The sequence below is a fragment of the Streptomyces sp. NPDC096136 genome (assembly GCF_044763325.1).
In the GTDB taxonomy this organism is placed as follows: domain Bacteria; phylum Actinomycetota; class Actinomycetes; order Streptomycetales; family Streptomycetaceae; genus Streptomyces.
In genome coordinates, this window is the sequence record NZ_JBIWFZ010000017.1 from 39657 (window position 1) to 58925 (window position 19269).

At 69.8% G+C, this 19269-nt stretch carries 19 protein-coding genes and 1 pseudogene; 6 read left to right on the forward strand and 14 right to left on the reverse strand.

Features of this window, described 5'->3' with window-relative positions:
- Nucleotides 1-125: 125 nt before the first annotated feature.
- The 4 genes and pseudogenes from ACIRBY_RS28435 to ACIRBY_RS28450 form a co-directional block, all read right to left on the reverse strand.
- Complete coding sequence (locus ACIRBY_RS28435) at nt 126-1874, reverse strand: UvrD-helicase domain-containing protein (protein ID WP_403905654.1); 1749 nt, start codon at nt 1872-1874, stop codon at nt 126-128.
- Nucleotides 1871-3325, reverse strand: a complete 1455-nt coding sequence (locus ACIRBY_RS28440; protein WP_403905914.1) for an ATP-dependent nuclease — start codon at nt 3323-3325, stop codon at nt 1871-1873. The genes ACIRBY_RS28435 and ACIRBY_RS28440 overlap by 4 nt, the downstream gene beginning before the upstream one ends.
- A 291-nt stretch (nt 3326-3616) precedes the next feature.
- A pseudogene (locus ACIRBY_RS28445) lies at nt 3617-3901 on the reverse strand (AAA family ATPase); the annotation flags it as partial.
- Nucleotides 3902-3990: 89 nt separating this feature from the next.
- Nucleotides 3991-5049, reverse strand: a complete 1059-nt coding sequence (locus tag ACIRBY_RS28450; protein WP_403905657.1) for a serine hydrolase domain-containing protein — start codon at nt 5047-5049, stop codon at nt 3991-3993.
- Nucleotides 5050-5250: 201 nt separating this feature from the next.
- Between ACIRBY_RS28450 and ACIRBY_RS28455 the strand changes: the two genes are divergently transcribed.
- Entirely contained in the window at nt 5251-6273 is a 1023-nt protein-coding gene (locus tag ACIRBY_RS28455) for a phosphotransferase (protein WP_403905660.1), read from the forward strand.
- Here ACIRBY_RS28455 and ACIRBY_RS28460 read toward each other — a convergent pair.
- From ACIRBY_RS28460 to ACIRBY_RS28490, 7 genes are all read right to left on the reverse strand, one after another.
- Complete coding sequence (locus ACIRBY_RS28460; RefSeq protein ID WP_403905663.1) at nt 6270-7355, reverse strand: glycosyltransferase; 1086 nt, start codon at nt 7353-7355, stop codon at nt 6270-6272. The genes ACIRBY_RS28455 and ACIRBY_RS28460 overlap by 4 nt on opposite strands.
- A complete protein-coding gene (locus ACIRBY_RS28465) occupies nt 7352-7891 on the reverse strand; it encodes a hypothetical protein (protein ID WP_403905666.1) in 540 nt (179 codons plus the stop codon). Before ACIRBY_RS28465 ends, ACIRBY_RS28460 begins: the two co-directional genes overlap by 4 nt.
- A gap of 74 nt (nt 7892-7965) precedes the next feature.
- Nucleotides 7966-8859, reverse strand: a complete 894-nt coding sequence (locus ACIRBY_RS28470; RefSeq protein WP_403905668.1) for a PIG-L deacetylase family protein — start codon at nt 8857-8859, stop codon at nt 7966-7968.
- Nucleotides 8856-9587 carry a glycosyltransferase gene (locus ACIRBY_RS28475; RefSeq protein WP_403905671.1) on the reverse strand — a complete coding sequence of 244 codons (732 nt, stop codon included), beginning with the start codon at nt 9585-9587 and terminating at the stop codon, nt 8856-8858. Before ACIRBY_RS28475 ends, ACIRBY_RS28470 begins: the two co-directional genes overlap by 4 nt.
- Nucleotides 9584-10492 carry a phosphotransferase gene (locus tag ACIRBY_RS28480; protein WP_403905674.1) on the reverse strand — a complete coding sequence of 303 codons (909 nt, stop codon included), beginning with the start codon at nt 10490-10492 and terminating at the stop codon, nt 9584-9586. Before ACIRBY_RS28480 ends, ACIRBY_RS28475 begins: the two co-directional genes overlap by 4 nt.
- On the reverse strand, nt 10489-11349 hold the full coding sequence (locus ACIRBY_RS28485; protein ID WP_403905678.1) for a glycosyltransferase family 8 protein: 861 nt from the start codon (nt 11347-11349) through the stop codon (nt 10489-10491). Before ACIRBY_RS28485 ends, ACIRBY_RS28480 begins: the two co-directional genes overlap by 4 nt.
- A gap of 192 nt (nt 11350-11541) precedes the next feature.
- Complete coding sequence (locus ACIRBY_RS28490; RefSeq protein ID WP_403905681.1) at nt 11542-11934, reverse strand: hypothetical protein; 393 nt, start codon at nt 11932-11934, stop codon at nt 11542-11544.
- A gap of 434 nt (nt 11935-12368) precedes the next feature.
- Here ACIRBY_RS28490 and ACIRBY_RS28495 point away from each other — a divergent pair, with 434 nt between their 5' ends.
- Nucleotides 12369-13355: a hypothetical protein gene (locus tag ACIRBY_RS28495; RefSeq protein WP_403905683.1), complete on the forward strand. Its 987-nt coding sequence runs from the start codon at nt 12369-12371 to the stop codon at nt 13353-13355.
- A gap of 23 nt (nt 13356-13378) precedes the next feature.
- Nucleotides 13379-13927 (forward strand): N-acetyltransferase, encoded by a 549-nt coding sequence (locus ACIRBY_RS28500; protein WP_109777612.1) that lies wholly within the window; start codon nt 13379-13381, stop codon nt 13925-13927.
- A gap of 572 nt (nt 13928-14499) precedes the next feature.
- On the opposite strand, the gene ACIRBY_RS28505 is transcribed toward ACIRBY_RS28500, so the two are convergent.
- From ACIRBY_RS28505 to ACIRBY_RS28515, 3 genes are all read right to left on the reverse strand, one after another.
- Nucleotides 14500-15363: a DUF2637 domain-containing protein gene (locus ACIRBY_RS28505; protein WP_403905687.1), complete on the reverse strand. Its 864-nt coding sequence runs from the start codon at nt 15361-15363 to the stop codon at nt 14500-14502.
- Nucleotides 15364-15392: 29 nt separating this feature from the next.
- A complete protein-coding gene (locus ACIRBY_RS28510; RefSeq protein ID WP_403905917.1) occupies nt 15393-16016 on the reverse strand; it encodes an ATP-binding protein in 624 nt (207 codons plus the stop codon).
- Nucleotides 16017-16087: 71 nt separating this feature from the next.
- Complete coding sequence (locus ACIRBY_RS28515; RefSeq protein WP_403905919.1) at nt 16088-16981, reverse strand: hypothetical protein; 894 nt, start codon at nt 16979-16981, stop codon at nt 16088-16090.
- A gap of 253 nt (nt 16982-17234) precedes the next feature.
- On the opposite strand from ACIRBY_RS28515, the gene ACIRBY_RS28520 reads away from it, so the two are divergent.
- The 3 genes from ACIRBY_RS28520 to ACIRBY_RS28530 all read left to right on the forward strand — a co-directional run bounded on the left by ACIRBY_RS28520 (nt 17235) and on the right by ACIRBY_RS28530 (nt 19250).
- Nucleotides 17235-17519, forward strand: a complete 285-nt coding sequence (locus tag ACIRBY_RS28520) for a helix-turn-helix domain-containing protein (protein ID WP_403905689.1) — start codon at nt 17235-17237, stop codon at nt 17517-17519.
- Between the two features lie 120 nt (nt 17520-17639).
- Complete coding sequence (locus ACIRBY_RS28525; protein WP_403905691.1) at nt 17640-17957, forward strand: helix-turn-helix transcriptional regulator; 318 nt, start codon at nt 17640-17642, stop codon at nt 17955-17957.
- A gap of 45 nt (nt 17958-18002) precedes the next feature.
- The gene (locus tag ACIRBY_RS28530) at nt 18003-19250 is read left to right on the forward strand and encodes a tyrosine-type recombinase/integrase (RefSeq protein ID WP_403905693.1); all 1248 of its coding nucleotides are present in this window, start codon (nt 18003-18005) and stop codon (nt 19248-19250) included.
- The last annotated feature ends 19 nt before the right edge of the window (nt 19251-19269 follow it).

The following is a 19269-nucleotide window of genomic DNA, read 5'->3' on the forward strand; positions in this document are numbered from 1 at the left end:
GATTTCCTGCTTCGAACGCGGTACACGCCGCGGCGATGACCTCGCGGGCACCTACCGGGACTGGCTCACCGTCACTTGGCTTCGGCAGCCCGACAACTCCTTGATCCCGAGACGTGGGAACGGAATCATGTGACTCGCACGGGTACTTGGCGTCCCTTCAGGAGTTGGGCCAGCGCGTCGATCTCCTCCTCGGGCAGGGCGATGGCGGCCAAGCGGCGGGCGCGGGTGACGGCGACGTACCAGACACGCAGCACCTCGTCGGTGGCCGGATCCGAGGTGGCCCATCGTTGGACACTTCCAAGGTCGGGCAGCAGTAGCAGGACCCCGTCGGCTTCGTCGCCTTTGAGCTGGTGGACGATGTTGGTGCGTACGCCGGTGGCCAGCTGGGAGCGGGCCAGGGTGGGCTTTCCTGCGGGGCGGCCCTTGCCGCCCTGCGGAGCGGCTCCGGGCAGAGGGGGCCAGGCCTTCATGGCCTGCCACACCTGTGGACCCCACTCCTTGTGGGGGGCAGGCAGGCTGTACAGGAACGCGAAGGCCGTGCGGTGGATCTGACCTGCCGATAGGCGGTGGGCAGCCATGATGCGGTCGAGGCCGCCCGTTTCGCCTGGATACCAGTAGCCGAACAGGGTACGTACGGCGATGGCGCAGGCCCGGGCGAGGTCGTCGCTGGAGGCGCCCGTGGTGTGGACAGTGGTTCGGGCCCAGGCCAGGCTGGTGATGGCGTTGGTGTTGGGCTTCTCCCGGGCAATTCCCGGCAGGGTGGCGTATTTGTAGGCGGTCACGAGGCAGTCCTTGGCCTCGATGGCGTACTCCTCGGCGCGTGCACGGAAGACATCGACGATGTTGTCACCGGTCGGAGAGTGCAGGTGACGGCTGCCGGAGGTGGCGAACCGGGTGGGCAGAAGCAGGACAGGGATGTCTTCGTCGCGCATGACGGACGTGTCCGGTGGGCGTTGTCCCGTGCGCAGGGTGGCCGCCAAGTGGCAGATGACGGGAGAGCTTCGCCAGTTGCCCGTCAGGCGGTGAGGAGTGTGGGACAGACGGGCTGCGAAGTTCCCCAGCGCGTGCGGTTCGGCGCCGCGCCAGGCGTAGATGGCCTGGTCCGGGTCGCCGACGAGGATCAGCGGTAGGCCGGCGTCGTGCAGTAGCTGGAGAATTGCCAGGTCGGCGGCTGAGCAGTCCTGGGCCTCATCGACGACGACTTCCGCGAACCGGGAGCGTAGCGGGGGCAGTAGCTTGGCTGAGGCCTCGGCGTTGTGCAGGTTCCACAGGGCCAACAACCGTGCCTCATGCCCGGTGAAGTATCCCTGCTGGCACAAAGACTTGCGGGTGGCGAAGATCTTCTCCTGCCAAGCCATGCGGTCGTAGGTGCTGGCTTCGATGAGCTGCCTGGTGTCGTAGTCGAGCTTGTTCCAGACCACCTCCTCGCGCGCTGGATCGTGCGAAGGGTGCAGGGCCATGGGGAAGCGGTGCAGTGAGATTTCGCGGTCTGTACCCTGCACCGGGGCCTTGATACTTGCCCATGAGTCCAGTAGCCGGGGCACGGGCTCGGCTGGACGCCGAGGCTTGACTAGGAACTCCCACAAGAACGAATCGAGCGTGCCGATGAAGTGTGGTGCCTGGACGAGGTCGGCGCGGCCCGCCTGGCGGCAGCGGCGGGCCATCTGATCCCGCGCTACCCGAGTAAATGAGATCAGTGCCCGGCCTTGGCGTAGCAGCCGTCTGGGCGACTGCAGATGGCGGTTGGTGATCACATGCGTCTTGCCCGCGCCTGGGCAGGCAGGTACGTAGGCCGGAGCGATCACCGTTGTTGCGGTGTTCTGCTGTGCCTCGGCGTCGGCTCGCACCGTATTCGTCTGCTCCGGCTCGCTCATGGCGTGATCACCCCGGCAGCGCTGTCGATGGCGACGATGAAGCGGATGGCGTCCGCCAGGTAGTCGGGCACGGTGAACCCAACTGCCGGATCGCCCAGCACATCGGCGAGCTCCTGGGCGAAGAGGCCCTTGGAGATCTCGGTGCCCTTCACGACCTGCTCGTCCGCGCCCGTGGCAGTCCGACTGGTCTTCGCGACGAACAACTCCCCGAATGCCAGGGCGGGGTCCTTTGCCTGGGCGACTTGCTCCCAGCGTTCCTTCGAGCGCGGCGCACACCGCAGGAACGCGGCCTTCAAGGCGGCGATGTTGTCGGCCGACCACAGCGCCGGTTCCAGCGTGCGGGGTGCCGCGGCCAGGTGTAGCTGACCAGGCGAACCCCAGCGGAGGGGAAGCGCCCGCAGTGACTGCAGCCGGCGCGGTTCCGGCTGGTCGGGTGCCACATCGGTGTCGGTGATCAGTGCCACCCGCCGTCCCAGGCTCATCCCGTCCACGGGTGCCAGAAGTACCCGCAGATAGACCTCGAATCCGACGCCGTCGACGATCACCCGGGTGGTGCCGAAGAAGCGTTCCAGTGCTTCGGAGGCTTCCCGGACTGCTCGTGCGTCTGCACCCGCCGGGGCGGCAAGGACCCGCTCGGCCAGGGCGGGCAGCAGAAGAAGCTCGGAAATGCCCTCCACCAGAATCGCTCGTGAGGCGAATAGCAGGGCGCTCTTCGTGGCATCCAGGTAGCGGTCCAGATGCCTTATCCGATCTGGGCTCAGATGCAGCCGGGGAATCGGCAAAGGATGTGCCTGCCAGCCGCTGGACAACCCGGCCGGGCACCGGGCCATAATCACCAGATTCTCCACACTGGCGGCAGCCGACAGGATCGGGGAATGGGTCGTGACCACCACCTGCAGATGCCCGGCCGGCTGGGACGGGTCACCGGCAGGCCGACAGCGCGAGGCCCGCGCCCGCTGCTGCAGGTAGCGCAGCAGCAGCGTCTGCAGTTGCGGATGCAGGTGCGCTTCAGGCTCCTCGACCAGCAGCAGGGTCAGGTCGGCGTCCGCTGCTGCGTCCAACTCTGCCATCACTGTGGCGATGAACAGGGCGTTGGAGTAGCCCAGCCCCGAGGCCGACAGCGGAAGAGGCTGGCCAACGGCATCACCCAACAGCACCCGCAGCGACCGGGCGATCGACGCAAAGGTAGGCTCAGCCAGGGCGAGTTGACTAGTCTGCGGGTGTGCGCCGATGGTCATGTTCCGCAGAGGGCCATTAATTTTCTCGCTGACTCTAGCCACGTCCGGATCCGCGGCCACCCTCTTCAGATCGCTGCCGATCCGTTCCACGAAGGCATCAACCTGCTCATCGTCTCCCAACAGCCCGCGAAGGATCATCCGCACCCGGTCCCCGCCAGCCGAGGCCAGCTCTCGCTCCGCGTCGCGCAATGCGGGCAGGTAGACATGCCGCACGCCCCCACGAGCGGGAGGATCGCCTGTGACGGGGAGGCCCACGCCCTGCGTCCAGACGGTACTTCCTCGGCGTCCGCCCGGCTGCGGTGGTGTCCAGGACACCTGCCACCGCGCGGTACGGTTATCGGGAGCTCCTTCGGGCAGGAGTGCCTCCAAGTACGCCCCACTGTGCTGCGGACCGATGCCTGCTACGTCCAGTTGCAGGAGAGGGCCGCCCTGCGTGGCCGCAGCCTGCAGGACGTCAGCTTCCTCGAAGTACCGTATTCGGCGCCCATCCAGGGGATCCATGAGCAGTCGGAGCGCGTCGATCACGCTCGACTTACCTGCGTTGTTCTCCCCGACTAGGACCGTAACTTCCGGCCGCAGCGGGATCTCTACCCGCTCGCATGATCGGAATCGCTCTACCAACGCCTTGGACGCGTACACCGCTCGCCCCACCCCTGATCCGTCACCCAGAGCAACAGTGATCATATGATGGTAGGTGTTGTGTGGCGTGATCTGACTGTTATCTCCAGCACTTGTTGCCGCAAGGGTCGAGTCCTGGCCGCGCTCGGCGATCGTTTCCCGGCGTGACATCCGTCGGCAGCCCGACCGGGAGGCCGCAAGCGTCTCCCGCTACGTGCATGCCGCCATGGCGGCACCTCGCTGTGAAGAATGTTGAACGATCATGCTCTCCGGGTTCGATGCGGCGAGGTGAACCCGGCCGTGCGAAAGGCGTTGCGGATCTCCGTCAAGGGTTCGCGGTCGCGGTTGAAGCGGAGCTTGTTGGTGAGGAGGACTGCCCAGCGGTCCTGGGCAGGGCTGATCCAGATGCCCGTGCCGGTGAAGCCGTAGTGGACCCAGACGTCTTCGGCGGGGTCGGTGCCGGGGGCAGGGTGCCAGAAGAGGCCGCGGGCGGGGGTAAGGGTGCCGGTGTGGATGCGGAGGGAGTCCGCGGTCCAGGTGTGGCCGAAGGCGGCCTGGGTGGGGGCGAGCATGTGGCGGAGGAAGAGGGCGAGGTCGTCGAGGACGGAGAAGGTGCCGGCGATGCCGCAGATGCCGCCGAGGAGGCGGGCGGAGAAGTCGTGGGCGGTGCCCTTGAGGTGGGTGCCGGTGGTCTCGTCGTACTCGGTGGGGGCGCAGCGGGCAGCTTCGGCGGCGGGGAGGGGGCCGAAGCGGGTGTGGGTCATGCCCAGGGGGTGCCAGATGCGGTCGGTGGCGAGCCGGTCCAGGGGCTGGCCCGAGAGGTGTTCGGCGAGGTAACCGAGGACGAGGGCGGCCCGGTCGGTGTACTCGACGGCCTCGCCCGGCGGGCGGTGGAGGGCCTCGTGGAGGACGCCGTCGCGGATGTCCTGGGGGTCGGTGCCGTAGAGGTTCTTCAGGTTGGCGCGCAGGGGCAGGCCCGCGGTGTGGGTCAGGAGCTGGTGGGCTGTGGCCCGGGCCAGAGGGTGGCTGGCGACCTCGTCCCAGAAGGTACCCAGAGGGGCGTGGAGGGCGAGTTTGCCCTCTTCGGCGAGGGTGCCAATCGTGGACCAGACGGCGAGGATCTTGGTGAGGCTGGCCACGTCGAATACGGTGTCCAGCCGCATCGGTTCGTCGGGCTGGTCGGGGTCGAGGAGGCCGACGGCTCCGCTAGCGCGGATGCCGTCGGCGTCACCAACCGCCCACACTGCGCCGGGGTGGACCTCCTCGCGAACGCCGGTCTGCAGGAGGTCTTCGATTCGGGCGGTGGAGGGCGTCGTCATGGTCTCCCGATCGTCGTACGGCCGCGGGTGGTCCGTCGGTCAGGGTAGTGAGGCCGCCAGGACTGTTCCGGCTCCGCCACGGGCGGAGTCAGGCGAGCTGGTGGCGGAAGCGATCTCGGCTCGCCTCTTCCTCCGACTCTCGGTGGGGATCTGGGTGACGAATTCGGGTGCGCGAATCGGGGTCGGCGTACCGTGCTGGGGGTGACGGATACGACTCGAGAAGATGCTCTGACGGCAGTGCTGCCTAGCCTGTCCGATGCGTTCGGGCTGGGCGCGGTGAGTGATCGGCGGTTCCTTGTCCACGGCCTGATGAACCGGAACTGGCGGCTTGTGACCGCTGCTGGTGTGTACGCGCTCAAGGAGATCACCGACGTTCCTCTGCCGAAGGTCCGCAGGAACCTTGCGGTCCTCCTGGACCTGGCTCGTGAAGGCATCCCCGTGCCGGCGCCGCTGAGCGCGGCCAACGGTGACCTCGTGGCGGAAGTCGGTGGCCACGGCTACTGCGTTCTGCCGTGGGTGGACGGTGAGCACCTTCAAGGGACGGACCTCCCGCTCGACCAGGTCCGCGATCTCGGTGCTCTCCTGGGCCGCTTGCACGAGGGCTTGCGGCGGCACGGGCCCGGCCCGGTCCCGGAACAGGAACCGGTGGCGAAGGTCCGCGATGTGGCCGAGGCAGAGCAGGCAGCTGCTGCGCTTCTGAGCCGCTTCCCGGCCGATCCGGTGACCGACTTCGACAAGGCCGCCGCCGAGGCTTTGTACAGCCGCCGAGGTCTCCTCGCCCGGTACGCCGATGCCCGGCCGGACGGCGAGGTGCCTGCCGGGCCGTACGGGTGGACGCACGGCGACTTCCAGTACCGCAACCTGCTGCGCCGCGACGGCCGGGTGGTGGCTGTCCTGGACTGGGACCGGCTCGGGGTTCGTCCGTACGGGGAGGAGGTGGCACGGACCGCGCAGGTGCAGTTCGGAGTCGGTGGCGTCTTCGACCTCGACCGTATCGCTGCCTTCTGCGCCGGCTACCGGTCCGTGATCGATCTGTCGGAGGAGGACCTCGCCGACGCCGTGAAGCGGTTGTGGTGGAAGCGGCTGACCGACTTCTGGCAGCTGGAGTTCTACCTCGACCGCCAGGACCCCACCTTCGGCGAGATGTTCCTGACGGACGAGGCACTGCTGAACTGGTGGACCGACCGCGCCGACGAGGTGCAGGCCGCCTACGCGGCCCGTTAGCCGGCGGCTGCTGCCGCCGGGATGAGTCCGGCGGCAGCCAGCTCGGGCAGGCACGGCCGGACCAGCGGCGCTGCCCCGGCGCGGGCCCTCGAGCGAAGGCCGGTCCGGTCGGCCGACTCGATCGCCTGCAGCCAGCCGTCCACGTCGTCGGGGTGGAGGATCACTCCGCCGTCCCTGACCGCCTCGGGAATGCCGCCGCGGGACGAGCCGATCGTGGGGACGCCGTGGAGCCCGGCTTCCACGATCACCCGGGGGAAGGCGTCCTCGACCTGGGAGGGCACGAGCAGCAGGTCGTTCGCGGCGTAGATCGGGCCCATGGCGTAGGTGCGCGGCACCCAGTGCACGTTTGGGTACGCGGTGAACTCGCTGGCCGTGTCCCACCAACCCTCGACGAGGGTGAACCGGAGGGCGGGCAAGCGGCGGATCAGCTGGTGCAGGAGGGCCGCGCCCTTGGCGGGGATGGGATTGACCATCAGCACGCCGCCGGGGACGCGGCCGACTGTGCCGCGCCCCGAGGCAATGAGGGGTCCGGCGCCTTCGGCCGCCGCGAACGGCGGGTAGAAGACGACTACCTTCGTGTCGGCGTGGGCCTGGGCCCGTCCCGCGACGAACTCCGATGTGGCGAGGGCGACGTGCGGTCGGCCGTGGAGGACTCCCATGCTGTTGGCCGAGACCGAGTGCAGCCATCCGGCGACGCGCGAGGACCGGCGGGCAAGTGCGGCGAGGTCGGCGGCCCGTTCCTGCGAGGTCACTACCAGGTCCGGCCGGGCCTCGGTCAGGAGGTCCTTGAGGGTCGCTTCCACCCTGTCCTGCGGCACGGCCCGGCACGAGACGCCGTTCCACCGGTAGCGGACCTCCCCGCCGGCCTCCTCCCACACGGTTCCGTGGGCCCGGAGGTGGGCGCGCAGGTGGCCGATCTGGGCAGACCCGTTCCAGGGAGCCTCGTGGCTGCCGAGGTAGACGACCTGCCACCCGGCCCGGACGAACTCTTCCGCCAGAAGCTGCTGAGAGACCTCCGCGCCCCCGATCAGTAGCGGTGGCGGGGTCCGCCGCCATACGAACACCACCGTCGGGCCGGTCACCGGACACCCGCCCAGTACGTGAAGAGGGCTTGCACGACGGCGGCTGTCTCCTGCCGGTCGCCGTCCCCGGAGGCGATGGCCAACTCCGCAGTCGCCGGGCGGTGGGCCGGGCGGCAGAAATAGTCGCGGAAGTGCGTGAGGAAGGCGGGGTCGTGGAGGAAGTATTCCGGCTCGACCTCGTGGTGTCCGGCGGCCTTGCGCCGCAGGTGTAAGAGCTCGGGCGTCACGTCCAGGTACAGGGTGTGGTCCGGCCTCAGGTGTGGCATCTCCTCGGCCAGACGGGTCAGTTCGGGCAGGACGTCGAAGCCGTAGATCTCGTCCATGGCGTGAGCGTGGGCGAGGAGGGTGTCGACGGTCCGGTCTAGGACGACCAGCCCGCCGTGGCGGCGAGCTGCGTCCACGCGGTTGTCCTCGATCTCCATGAACGTCATGAACGCCTCCACCTGCTCGTCTGCCGACCGGGTGGAGGGGGTGGGGATGTCCTCGCGGCGCGCGAACGACTTCACGTAGCAGGAGAAGAACAACGCGTCCTGCATTGCCGGCACCCCGCGTAGCCGCCCCAGGGCAGAGGTCTTGCCCCCGTACGAGGGGCCTTCCAGGCCGAGGATCATCACGACCCCCCGAGCCGGTAGAAGCGTTCCGCGAACTGGCCCCGCAGGCGGCTGTCCGGGTCGGGCAGCAGGTTGGCGGCGACGGTGTGGGCGTGCCGGATCGGCCGGTACATCTTCCGCGCGGGGTGCATCTGCGAGCCGTGCATGTGCAGCAGGGTCACCTTGTCCAGGACGGTGGCCGTGATGTCCTCCAGCTCCGGTTCGAAGACATCGCGTACCCGCTGCCGGAAGAGGTGTCGGTCGCATCCGGACAGCCTGTAGGTGGACCAGAAGGCGGCGTCCTCCCAGAACCACCGGCAGCCCAGGCGGCGCGCCGCCTCGTGGACGGCGAGGTGGTCCGGGTGGCGCGTAACGGCGGCCGGGGCGAGCAGCTCCGCGTCGTCCATCCCGTCCAGCACCTCGGCGAGTTCGGAGGTGATCCGGTCCACCTGGGCGGGCTCGGGTGCCCGATAGGGCTTCTCGGCGTCCTTGTGCCCCAGGCCAACCCGGGCCGCCCCCAGGGGCAACAGGGACTGGGCGGCTTCGCGGTCGCGGAGTCCGGAGACCGTCTCCACGCTGTTGTAGGTGCTTTCGAGGGAGGGGTGGACGCTGCGGGAGCGGGTGAAGACGGTGACCACGGTCAGCGGTCGGGGACGGGCGAGGAAGGTCCCGGAGGCGGACAGGACGAAGTCGTCGTGGTGAGGTTCGATGACGACCACCGGCCGCCCGGACGGCTTGCGCGGCTCGATCCAGTACGGCGCGAGGGTCAGAGGCGCCGTCAGCGTCATGATCTCCTTCGCCCGGGTCAGGGAGTCCATCCAGGACCGGTGCGCGGTCAGGAGGTCGGTGGGGAAGGTGTAGATGCCGTCGGCGTCCGGCAGGGGAAGGAGGGTCACCTGGGGTTCTCCAATCATCGGACGGTGGTGGCGTACCAGTTGCGCCAGAAGCGGGGCGAGGTCAGGCCGAGGCGGACGACCACGGGGTTCTGCCACCAGAGCATCCGGGCCGTGGACCAGGCGTCGTAGCGGCGGGTGGAGGGCCGCACGCGGAGGTCTTCGAGGACCGCGACCGGCCCGCCCGTGCGGTGGCCGTAGGCGGTCAGGCGGGCGAAGAACTCCATGTCCTCGCTCATGAAGTAGTCCGGCCGGTAGCCGCGTACCGCCTTGAAGGCGTCCCGGGTGCAGAACTGGTTGACGCCCTGGGCGCCCCCGTGACGGGAGCGGTGGTGGTCCCAGTAGGCGCAGAGCAGGCGGGCCCCGAACCGGGCGGGGGTGTAGAGCGGTGGGATCGCCCCGCCGACGGCTCCGGCGTCCATCGCGGCCACGGCGGCCGTGATCCCCTCCAGCGGCAGGGCTACGTCGGCGTCGACGAAGAACAGCATCCGCCCTTCGGCCTCGCGGGCTCCGGTGTTCCGGGCCAGGCCGATGCTGCGGACCAGCTCCGTCACCACCCGGGCGCCCAGGTCCTTCGCGACGGGGGCGGTCTCGTCGGTAGAGGCGTTGTCCACGACGATCACCTCTCCGCGCCGGCCGGAGCCTGCCTCCCAGGCGCGCAGGGACGCGAAGACGGTGGGCAGATAGCGGGGCAGGTACTTGGCCTCGTTGTGCGCGGGGATGATCACCGACAGATCGGGATCGGTCACGGGTCGGTCCTTCCTGGTTGCGGGGGCAGAGCAAGATGCAGGCGGGCGGCCCAGGCGTCGCGGTCGCGGCCTTCCGTGTGGGCGGCATAGGTCCAGCCGCGTACGGCCTGGAAGGCCACGTAGGCATCCAGGAGTCGGGTGTCGACGGGCCGTCCGTAGGCAGCGGCCACGAACAACCGGTCGGACGGCTCCAGGGCGTCGCAGGTCACGAGGGTCTGGGCGAGGTCGTACTCGGGGACCTCCACGGTCGCGGCCTCGAAGTCCACGAGGCAGTCGGGGAGGCGGGGCCGGCCGTGTTCGCCGACGGTGAGGCGTCGGTCGTCTCCGCAGATAACGTTCTCCAGGTGCAGGTCTCCGTGGCACCACACGAGTCGTTCCAGGCGTGCCCCGGCCGCGATGACCTCCAGGGCGGGCGCGAGCCGGACGAAGACCTGCTTGGGGCAGTGGGCGGCCAGAGCGCTGACCTGCTGGCCGATGCCTGGCGCCAGGGGGACCCCGGCCGGGGCCTTGACGCTATGGAAGGCAGCCATGAGCAGGGCGAGCCTCAGCAGTGCCGCCGGACGCGGCATCTGCCCGGCTCGGACGGCATCCCCCAAGGTGCTCGTTCCGGCATCGGTGGTGACCAGGGCAGAGACGGTCAGGCCGGGAACCGGCCCGTACCCGATCACGGTCGGCACCCGCACCCGCCCGGCGGCGGTGACGGCGGCCAGGAGGCGGGCCTCGTCGACAGCGCCGTGGGTGCCGTCGACCGCGAACAGCTTGACCACCACCGGGCGGCCGTCGGCGAGCCGGACCCGGTAGACGGCCGTCTTCGGCCCGCTGCGGACCCGGACCGTCTCGGCCGGAACCGACCCGGCCAGCTCCGCGCAGGCCCGCTCCACCGCCAGGATCGTGCCGCCGGTCACCGTGCACCCGCCCCGGCCAGGTGCCGCAGCGTGCGGTGCATCTGCTGCCGATAGGTGCGCACGTCCTCCGTGCCGGGGCAGGAACGCATCCACGGCTTCTGGCCCCCGACGAAGTGCACCACGTGCCCGTCCCGGCGGGTGACCGGGCGGCGGAGGACCCGGTGGACCCAGTCCCCCCGCTCGAGGAACCGGTCCACCTCGAACCGGTTGAACATTGGCCCGACCGGGTGCGCGGTCCCGGAGGACAGCAGCCACAGGTTCAGGGCGCACTGGTCGTTGTGCTTGATGTACTGCCGCCCGCGGACCAGGGCCCGCTGGACCCCGGCCCGCATGGGGGCGAGCATCGGCGCGGGGACCCACAGCATCCCGGCGTTGAAGTAGGTGCGCCCGACCAGGTGGGGCCAGCGCTCGGCGACGCCGGGCAGTGCCGGGCACTGGCCGACGGCCGGGTTGAACTCGTCCGGCACCGCGCCGATCCGGTCCGCAGGCAGTCCGTCCAGAGGTGCGGAGACGTCGGCGCGTACGTGTACGTCGGCGTCCACGTAGATCAGGAACGGCCGGTCGAGGAAGCCGGGGGTGAACCCGAACCTCAGGTAGGTGGCGACCGAGATGTAGGCGGCGTCAGCCAAGATGCTCTCGGGCGGCGGGGCCTGCCAGCGCAGGTCGAAGGAGCCGAACCCGCAGCGGCGGGCGAAGGACTGCATCACGGCGGCCTGCCCCGGGGACAGGCCGTTGGTCAGTACCCGTACCGCGCTCTCGCGGCGATCGGCCACCGACAGGTGGTCGGCGACCGACCCGAGTGTGACCAGGGCGGGCAACAGGTATTGGGCATCGACGCACATGCCGATCGCGTACACGCGGGTGCCTCCAGGGCGAGGTTCGACGGGACTGGCCGGCAGGGCCGGGGCATGGTGGCCGGCCCTTCGCCCGAATTCGGGGGAGCTGACCGCCTCACCGGTGTCGGCGAGGTGCTGCGGTCGCCTGCTGCGGCCGGGCAGGTGGAGGGCTTCCGGCGCCGACGCCCCAGGCAATCCGGCGCCGGAGGCGGTTCAGACAAGCCGCAGGAGGTCCGTGTTCCGGGCGAGGTGGGCCACCGACTTGGCCAGCAGCCGCAGCGCTATCGCCGGATCGCTCCCGCAATCCCGGGCGACCTTGCGGGCGAACCGCACGGTGCCGGCCGCGATGTCCTTCTCCCGGCTCTCCGGCAGCAGAGCCGCGTACCGTTCGGCGGGCACCGCGAGGGTGTGGACGTGCTCGCGCAGCCGCTCCCGCAGCCGTACGGCCACCTCCCCGGCCGGGTGGTGGTCGGCGAGGGTGAGGGCGGCCTCGACGTCCCCGGCCACGGCGGCAGCCGCGGAGGCGATCACGGTCTTCTGGTTGGCGGAGGTGACCGTGGGCACCTCCGCCGGGGCTGCCGCCATTTCGTGCGCGAGTACGGTCACGATTCCGCTCCCATCCGCCTGCTGCCGGTTCGGCTGTGCGGACAAGTAACCCGTGTCCGAGCCGTGTTGGACATGACGAATCCGCTCGCAGCTACTCGCGTGACCACTGACGAAAAGTCCCGACCTCCGCTACCTCGGATGGCGGCCCCACCCCTACCGTGACTGCATGGTGCGGAAGCGGAACGCGGAATTAGAGACCTGGATGAAGGAACACGGGCTCAGTGCGGGCGCTCTTGCCGAGAAGGTCAACGACGCCATGGCGGACCTCACCGGCCACCGCGGCGCAGTCACCGAACGGACCGTCTACCGGTGGCCCCCAGGACCGCCAGTGGCAGGCCCTGGAGGCCGTCTCCGGGCTTCCTGGGACCGATCTGGGGTTCGTGCCCCGTGCCCGCCCCCGCCCCGCAACGCCCTCAGCACGATTGGAGGACCCTGTGCTTGGCCGTCGAAGCTTCATCTCCGTAGCCACCGGCGCCGCCGTCGCCGTGTCCACCGGCACCGCGACCGCAGCCACCCGACCCACCGTCGGACACTCCGACGTCGACCGGCTGCGGGTCTTGCTGGCCGAACTGTGGCTCCTGGACGACCAGAACGGCGGCGGTCCCGTTCTGGAGAAGCGCGCCGCCGACCTCGCCGCCCGTACGCTCAGCCTCCAGCAGCACGGCTCCGCCAGCCAGCGCGTCCGCTCCCGCCTCTACGCCGTCGCCGCGTCCTTCACGGCCTTCGCCATGTTCTCCGCCATCGACGCCCGCCGGCTGGGGGAGGCCCAGCGCTACCTCGAGCAGTCCGTCACACTCGCAGGGCTTTCCGGAGACGGTCAGGTCCAGCACCAGACATGGCGGTACGCCGCCATGCTCGCCGGGCAGCGGGGCCGATACGCCGACGCCCTTGCCGCGGCCGAAGCCTGCACGGGCACCCGGGCGCACCGCACCGACCCCCTCTACGCCTCGCTGACCCACTCCCGCATCGCCCTGACCGCCGCCAGCCTCGGTGACAAGACCCGCGCCCTCCGAGCCCTGGACCGGGCCCACGGTGCCTACGACCGAGCCGACCCCGCCGAAGCCCGTCCGTCCTCCGTCGCCTTCTACACCCGGGGCGAGCTCCACGGCCTGACCGGCATCACCCATTACCGGCTCGGCGAGGCGGAGAAGGCCGAGTTCCATGCCCACCGGTGCATCGCCGACCTCCGCGACGACCAGCACCGCAACCGCGCCTACTACCTCTCCCAAGCGGCCCTCGCGCAGGTCGCGCAGGGCGATGTCGAGCAGGCCGTGGCCACCGCCACCCGCGTCATCGCCCCGACCGGCGCCGACGCCGGCCGGGTTCCCCACCTCCTGGGCAGCTTCACCTCCGCACTCAACCAGGCGGCCCCCAAGTCCGCCGTCACCCGCCAGTGGAACGACCGCACCCGCACCGCCTGAACCCGCACGCGACGAGGAGCATCATGCCCACCCCGGAGATCACCCTTCACCGCTACGGCACCGACCAGCTGCCCACCATCCGCCCCACCCTGGTCGGCGTGTACGCCGAGGTGTACGAGAAGGAGATCGGCGAGGACCCGTTCTTCTCCGTGGACCGCTTCGAGGGTCGTCTCACCGGCCACTCCTCCCGCCCGTCCTGGGAGGCCGTGGTCGCCTACGACGGTGGCGAGGCCGCCGGCTACGCCTACGCCGCGGCCCTGCCCCAGAACACCGGCTGGTGGGCCCACATGCTCCAGCCGCTTCCCGAGGCGGACACGACCGAGGACGGCACCCGCACCCTCGCCCTCTTCGAGATCATGGTCCGGGCTCCCTGGAGGGGCACGGGCCTAGCGCACCGGATCCACGAGGAACTGCTGGCCGGCCGCACCGAGGAACGCGTCACGCTGCTCGTCGAGCCCGGCCACCCGAAGGTGAAGGCCCTCTATGAGGGGTGGGGGTACCGGCACATCGGTGACCAGCAGCCGTTCCCCGACGCCCCGGTGTACACCACCATGCTCCGCGCGCTCAGGTGACGGCTGTACGTCTGCCGGGCGATCCTGATGCCGGGGACCGCCTTGTGGGTCGCTCGGGCGAGGAAGCTGGCGACGCCGACGATCGACGGCCCTGGCGGCGGTCGCGACGAGCGCGTGCTCGTAGTCGTGCAGACAGACGCTGCACGCTTTGGAGCGCTGGTCGTCTCTGTGGTGCGTCGTCGTGTACGCGCTTTGGCGGGGCAGCGGAGGTGACGCGGCTTCGCACGCAGGCTGCTGCTCATCCCTCGGCTGCGATCCGTCGTCGGTCGCTGCTTGGCGGACCGGTGCCCCCTGGCTCCGGTCCGCTCCCGCCACTCCAGGGGCGGGAGCGGCCGAGACGCTCTCACCTGACGGGGAAGAGCGTCTTGGCCGATAACTTGCTCCGTCTGGAGCTTGGGTAGGCGTCGCCTGCTTGGAGGTTGTGGGGATGCGTGGCAGTGGGTTCGTCCTGTAAAAGCGTGCCTCCTGTTGGTCGGGCTGGAACGGCTTCGGCGTTGAGGGAATGGGGCGGACGAACGCCAGCTCGCCCTGCGACGGATGCGCGGGGGAGCAATGTGACTTTCGGACGAGGCCTACGCGGCGTCCGCTCGGCCGCTGTTGAGTGCATCCTGGACCTTCCGGGTGATCTTGTTCCGGCGGTCCCTGCCGATGGGGAGGCCGCGAGCGCGGACAGCCGTCTCGATGTGGCGGCTTGACGCGCGTCCATCGCGTCCGAGCGGGGCGGTGAGGGCGATGGTGAAGAGCTCGTCGTCGGTGGCGGCGGGCTTGCGACCGGTGCGCTTCTTCGGCGGGACGTGGGCTTCCGCCACTTGGTCGGCCTCTTCCGCCACATCGGCGGATGCGCCCTGTACGGCGTCAGCCGGAGTGGGGCGGTCACCCTCCCAGCCCTCAAACCTTTCCGGGTCCGGACGCGGCGCTGTGGCGGATTGCGCGCGGGGACGATTCAGGCCTGCGGGATGCACTGTGGTCTCTCCTGCCGGAAGGCAATGGTGGCGGGAGTCGTCGGAGGCGACGTGGCGGTGGATCTGCCGCATGAGGACGCCGAAGGCGAAGAGCGCGGCTGCTGGTGGGACAGCGGCGACGACGTAGTCGAGGGCCGGGGCGGGGACGCCGTTGGTGCTGCTGACGCCGGCGACGTTGAGGGCGATGGAGCCCAGTGATCCGGCAGCGGTGAGGGCGATCGCCCACCCGTCGGTTTCCCGGCGGAGGCTGGCGCGGAGCATGAGCACTTCCCCGGCGACGATGAAGGCATCGAGCGTTGCCGGCCACGCCCACTGGCGGGCTGGGGAAGCGCTGAGGCCGTGCTGCCCCGCGACTTCGGCGAGATGGGCGTAGGAAAGCCAGAATTCTGCTGTGGTGAGCGCGACGATGACGCAGCCTGCGACGGCCAGGGCGCACCGCTCGGCCGTCTGCGTGCGGTGGGAGGTGGTGGTCAAGCGGTTGGTGCTCCAAAGGGTTGGCGTGTTCAAGCGCTAGGGAAGGTGCGGCGGCGGTCGGCGCCGTCGAGGATGACCCGGTGGGTCATCTCGGAGAGGCGGGAAGCGACGCGGTCGCCGAGGGCGGTGCGGAGCTGGGGGATGGGAAGGTTGGTCGTGAGCAGGGTGGGGCGCAGGTACTCGTACCGGTGGTTGATCAGCCGGTAGGTCAGCTCCTCCGTCCACTCGCTGCCCTTGGCGGCGCCGAGGTCGTCTAGGAGCAGCAGCGGGCAGCGGGCCAGGGTGTGCAGCTCACGTTCCGCGTCGAGCCCTGGGCGCGGCCTCAGGCGGGCGTACAGGTCGGCGGCCGTGACCGCCTCCCAGCGCAGGCGGACGCCGGCAGCGAGCAGGGCACGGACGGCCCCGTAGGCCTGGTGGGTCTTGCCGGTGCCCGTGGGACCAGCGATTAGGAGCGACGGCCCCTCTGCGATGCCCCGCGTCCCGCTCGGGCCGGGGCGCCCGGCGCACACGATCTCGTCCACCCAGGCGGTGACTTGGGGGTGATCGGCGCGGGCGTGCCGGTATCGCGGGGGGATCCGGGCGTCGGCCAGTTCCAGTGCGCTGACAGGCTCAGGCGTGGGCTCCGGTTCCTCCGAGCCGATGACGGGGTCCATGCCCCGGCGGGCCAGGATGCCCGCCACGGCCCGGACGGCCTGACCGGAGGGCTGGGGCAGGGTGGTGGCGGTCAGAGTGCACCCCCGTAGACAGCGGCGACGTCGGTGGGATTGGTCCAGGGACGGTGGGGGACGGCGATCGTGGGCGCCCCCGCGTTCATGACCTCGTGCACGACACTGGCCAGGGTCTTCGGGTGAAGGCCCTTGGTCCGGTGGCGGTCCAGACCGGCTCGTACGTGGGCGGGGTCGATGCCCTCGGCGAGGAGCTTGGCGGCTTCTCGTCCGAGCTGCCCGAGCACGCTCGTGGGCGGGCGGTGTTCGCAGGCCGCGGTGTACTCGGTGACGAGGTCCTTCGCCGAGACGGTCTGGGGCGCGGGGGCGCTCGCGCCCCCCAACGGGGTAGTTCCTAGTTCCCTGTTCCTAGGTCCTAGATCCGGACGCTGAGGGCTCACGTCAGGCTCCGTGAGCCCTTCCTCAACCGGCTGTGAGGGCTCACTGAACGGCCCTTGACCTGCAGATTTTCGGCTCACGGCAGGCTCTCCGTCTGCTGCCTGACCCGTCCTGGAGGCCTCCGTGATGACTCCGTGCACCGGCAGTGAGGGCTCACGCGGGACGCCGAGGTCGTGGTGCGGGCAGGACGGGATTCTGCTGATGCTGGGGCGGTTGATCTTCTGGTGGAGGGCGAAGGCGACGACGTGCAGGTACTGCCTTCCATCCTCGCCTTCGTAGCGGCAGATCAGGCCGGCCGCGTCGAGCTGCGTCAGATCCTCCTCGACCTCCACCGGGCCGTGTTCGCGGCGTAGCGACCACAGCTGCCCGGCGATGACGGCGGCCTGGTCGCGGATGCGGCCCTTGTCGTCGGCTTGGGTGAGCAGGCCGAAGAAGGTCCGCTCGGCGCTCAGGGACACGGCCGCCAGGGACTCGGAGGCGAAGGCCTCGGGCTTGATGGTGCGGATACGGGCGATGGAGATCGACCGCCTTTCGAAATCGGGGTAGTGAAACCGGCGGGGCCGGGGTGCGTGGACAACACAGCCACACCCAGGGTTCAGAAGTCCAGACTTGGCTCAAGCAGCCGTGAAAGGTTTTCCGGTCGCACGACCGTAAGCCCGAAACGCCGGTCGGCAAAATCACCCGCGATATTCACCGTCGGCACGGGATCGCTCACAGCAGACGGGGAATGCCTTCCCGAACCTCCGGCGGGCAAGCTACAACACACCAATGCCGCCACGCCCTCTCGAAATCGGACCCGCCGGACGCGCCGCCGCCTACGCCATCGAACGCACCCGCGTGGCCCGTGGCTACTCCCAGCGCCAGCTCGCCGCCCGGGTCACCGCACTCGGTCGCCCCATGACCTTCACTGCGCTCTCCCGCATCGAACGCACGGTCCGACGCTGCGACATCGACGACCTCGTCGCCATCGCGGCAGCCCTCGGAACCCATCCGCAGATCTTGCTGGCGACGGCGCCGGTCCACCCGGCTCCGGCCGGGGTGGGCGGAATATAGCCGACGATCCCCGGTTTCCGAAACCGGGGATCCTCCGGACCATTGGTTGTCCTGGACGTCATCGTCACCCATGGGTGGCAGGGCGCTTTCATTCCCTTCTTCTGCCTTAAGGATTCTCGCTTGTCTTCTATCGACGCGCTCTCCTCCGTCAGCGCTGCCACATTCCGTCGCCGCCCGGCTATCGGTCGTGCGTTTCTTGGAGTGCATGACGCAGCTGAATATCTCGGCATTTCACCCAAGATGCTTTACGTCTGGCGTCACCGGCGCCAGGGTCCGCCGAGTTTCCGCATGGGTGCCCGCGGGCGGGTGACGTACCGGATCGATGCGCTCGATGCCTGGATACGGGAGCAGGAGCAGGCGGATTCCCGATCCAACCCCGCTCTCAACCCCGTGAGCGCTGCACCGCAGCGGCGTGCCGCCTACTTGGCAACCGTCTGACGCCTCCCGGCCGCCCCTCCCGACCCCCTACCTGCAAGGAAGCACTTGGCCGGCTATATCGAAGACCGCTGGATCAACAAGAAGAAGGACCCCGTCACCGGCAAGCGCGAGCGCACCGCCCGGTACGGAAAGGGGAGTCGCTACCGGGTCGCGGGCATCCCGGGCGTCAGGGGCATGTCGTTCGACACCCTGGAGGACGCCAAGGCGTGGCTCAGGCGGGCGGGCACCGACAGCGAGCGGGGCGAGTTCGTCGATCCGCGCGACGGCTCCATCACCATCGCCGACTACGTCAGGCACCACTGGCAGGCGGGCATCCGTGGAGCACCGGGCACGGTCAAGCGGGTCGACGAGCGAGTTCGCCTCCACGTCCTTCCGCACATCGGCGAGGTGGCGCTGCGGGACGTCTCTGCGTCCGTCCTGCGCGGCTACATCGCCACGCTCGAAGGCGAGTGCGCACCGCGCTACGCCCGGCAGATCCTCACCACCCTCTCGAACGTCTTCGAGACGGCGATCGACGACAAGCGTCTGGTTCGCAATCCGATGCGCGCCAAGTCGGTGCGCTGGCCCAAGGCTCCCGAGGACCAGCGGGAGGCGTGGCTGCTGGAGACCGCGCAGCGGGTACGGGACGTCATCAACCAGCGGTACCGGATCGCTGTCGTCGTCGCCCTCGGCTGTGGGCTGCGCCAGGGGGAGGTCTTCGGGCTGTCGCCGGCGGACGTCGACTTCGAGCGCGGCCTCATCCGCGTCCGCCGACAGGTCCAGCTCCTGTACGGGCGCCTGTACTTCACCCTTCCCAAGGGTGGGAAGATCCGTGTCGTCGACATGCCGCCTTCGGTGGCCGGCGAGCTGCGCGCACACTTCCTGCAGCATCCGGCTGTTGAGGTCGAGCTGCCCTGGGGTGGCCCCGAAGCCGATCGGGAGAAGCGCTCCTTTCCGCTGGTCCTTGGCACGACCTACGGCAACGCGATCCGCGCCAACATCTTCAACGACGAGGTGTGGAAGCCCGCCCTCGCGAAGGCCGGCGTGATCCCCGTGCGGGAGAAGGGCCAGCGCTGGAAGGCGTCCCGCAAGGACGGCTTCCACGTCCTCCGGCACACCTACGCCTCGATCATCCTTGAGGCGGGCGAGTCCGTGGTCACCCTCGCCCGATGGCTCGGCCACTCCAGTCCGACCATCACCCTCGACCACTACGCCCACTTCATGCCGGAGGCCGGTGGCAAGGGGCGCGCGGCCATCGATGCGGTGCTCGACGTGGTTCCGGGGTATGCACCTGCGCGCCTCGTTACGTCGTGAACAACGGGCAGTACATGCT

Excerpts from the sequence above, each read along its gene's own strand:
- ACIRBY_RS28435 (WP_403905654.1), bottom strand. The coding sequence starts at position 1,874 with ATGAGCGAGCCGGAGCAGACGAATACGGTGCGAGCCGACGCCGAGGCA.
- ACIRBY_RS28450 (WP_403905657.1), bottom strand. The coding sequence starts at position 5,049 with ATGACGACGCCCTCCACCGCCCGAATCGAAGACCTCCTGCAGACCGGC.
- ACIRBY_RS28465 (WP_403905666.1), bottom strand. The coding sequence starts at position 7,891 with ATGCAGGACGCGTTGTTCTTCTCCTGCTACGTGAAGTCGTTCGCGCGC.
- ACIRBY_RS28470 (WP_403905668.1), bottom strand. The coding sequence starts at position 8,859 with ATGATTGGAGAACCCCAGGTGACCCTCCTTCCCCTGCCGGACGCCGAC.
- ACIRBY_RS28500 (WP_109777612.1), top strand. The coding sequence starts at position 13,379 with ATGCCCACCCCGGAGATCACCCTTCACCGCTACGGCACCGACCAGCTG.
- ACIRBY_RS28510 (WP_403905917.1), bottom strand. The coding sequence starts at position 16,016 with ATGGACCCCGTCATCGGCTCGGAGGAACCGGAGCCCACGCCTGAGCCT.
- ACIRBY_RS28520 (WP_403905689.1), top strand. The coding sequence starts at position 17,235 with ATGCCGCCACGCCCTCTCGAAATCGGACCCGCCGGACGCGCCGCCGCC.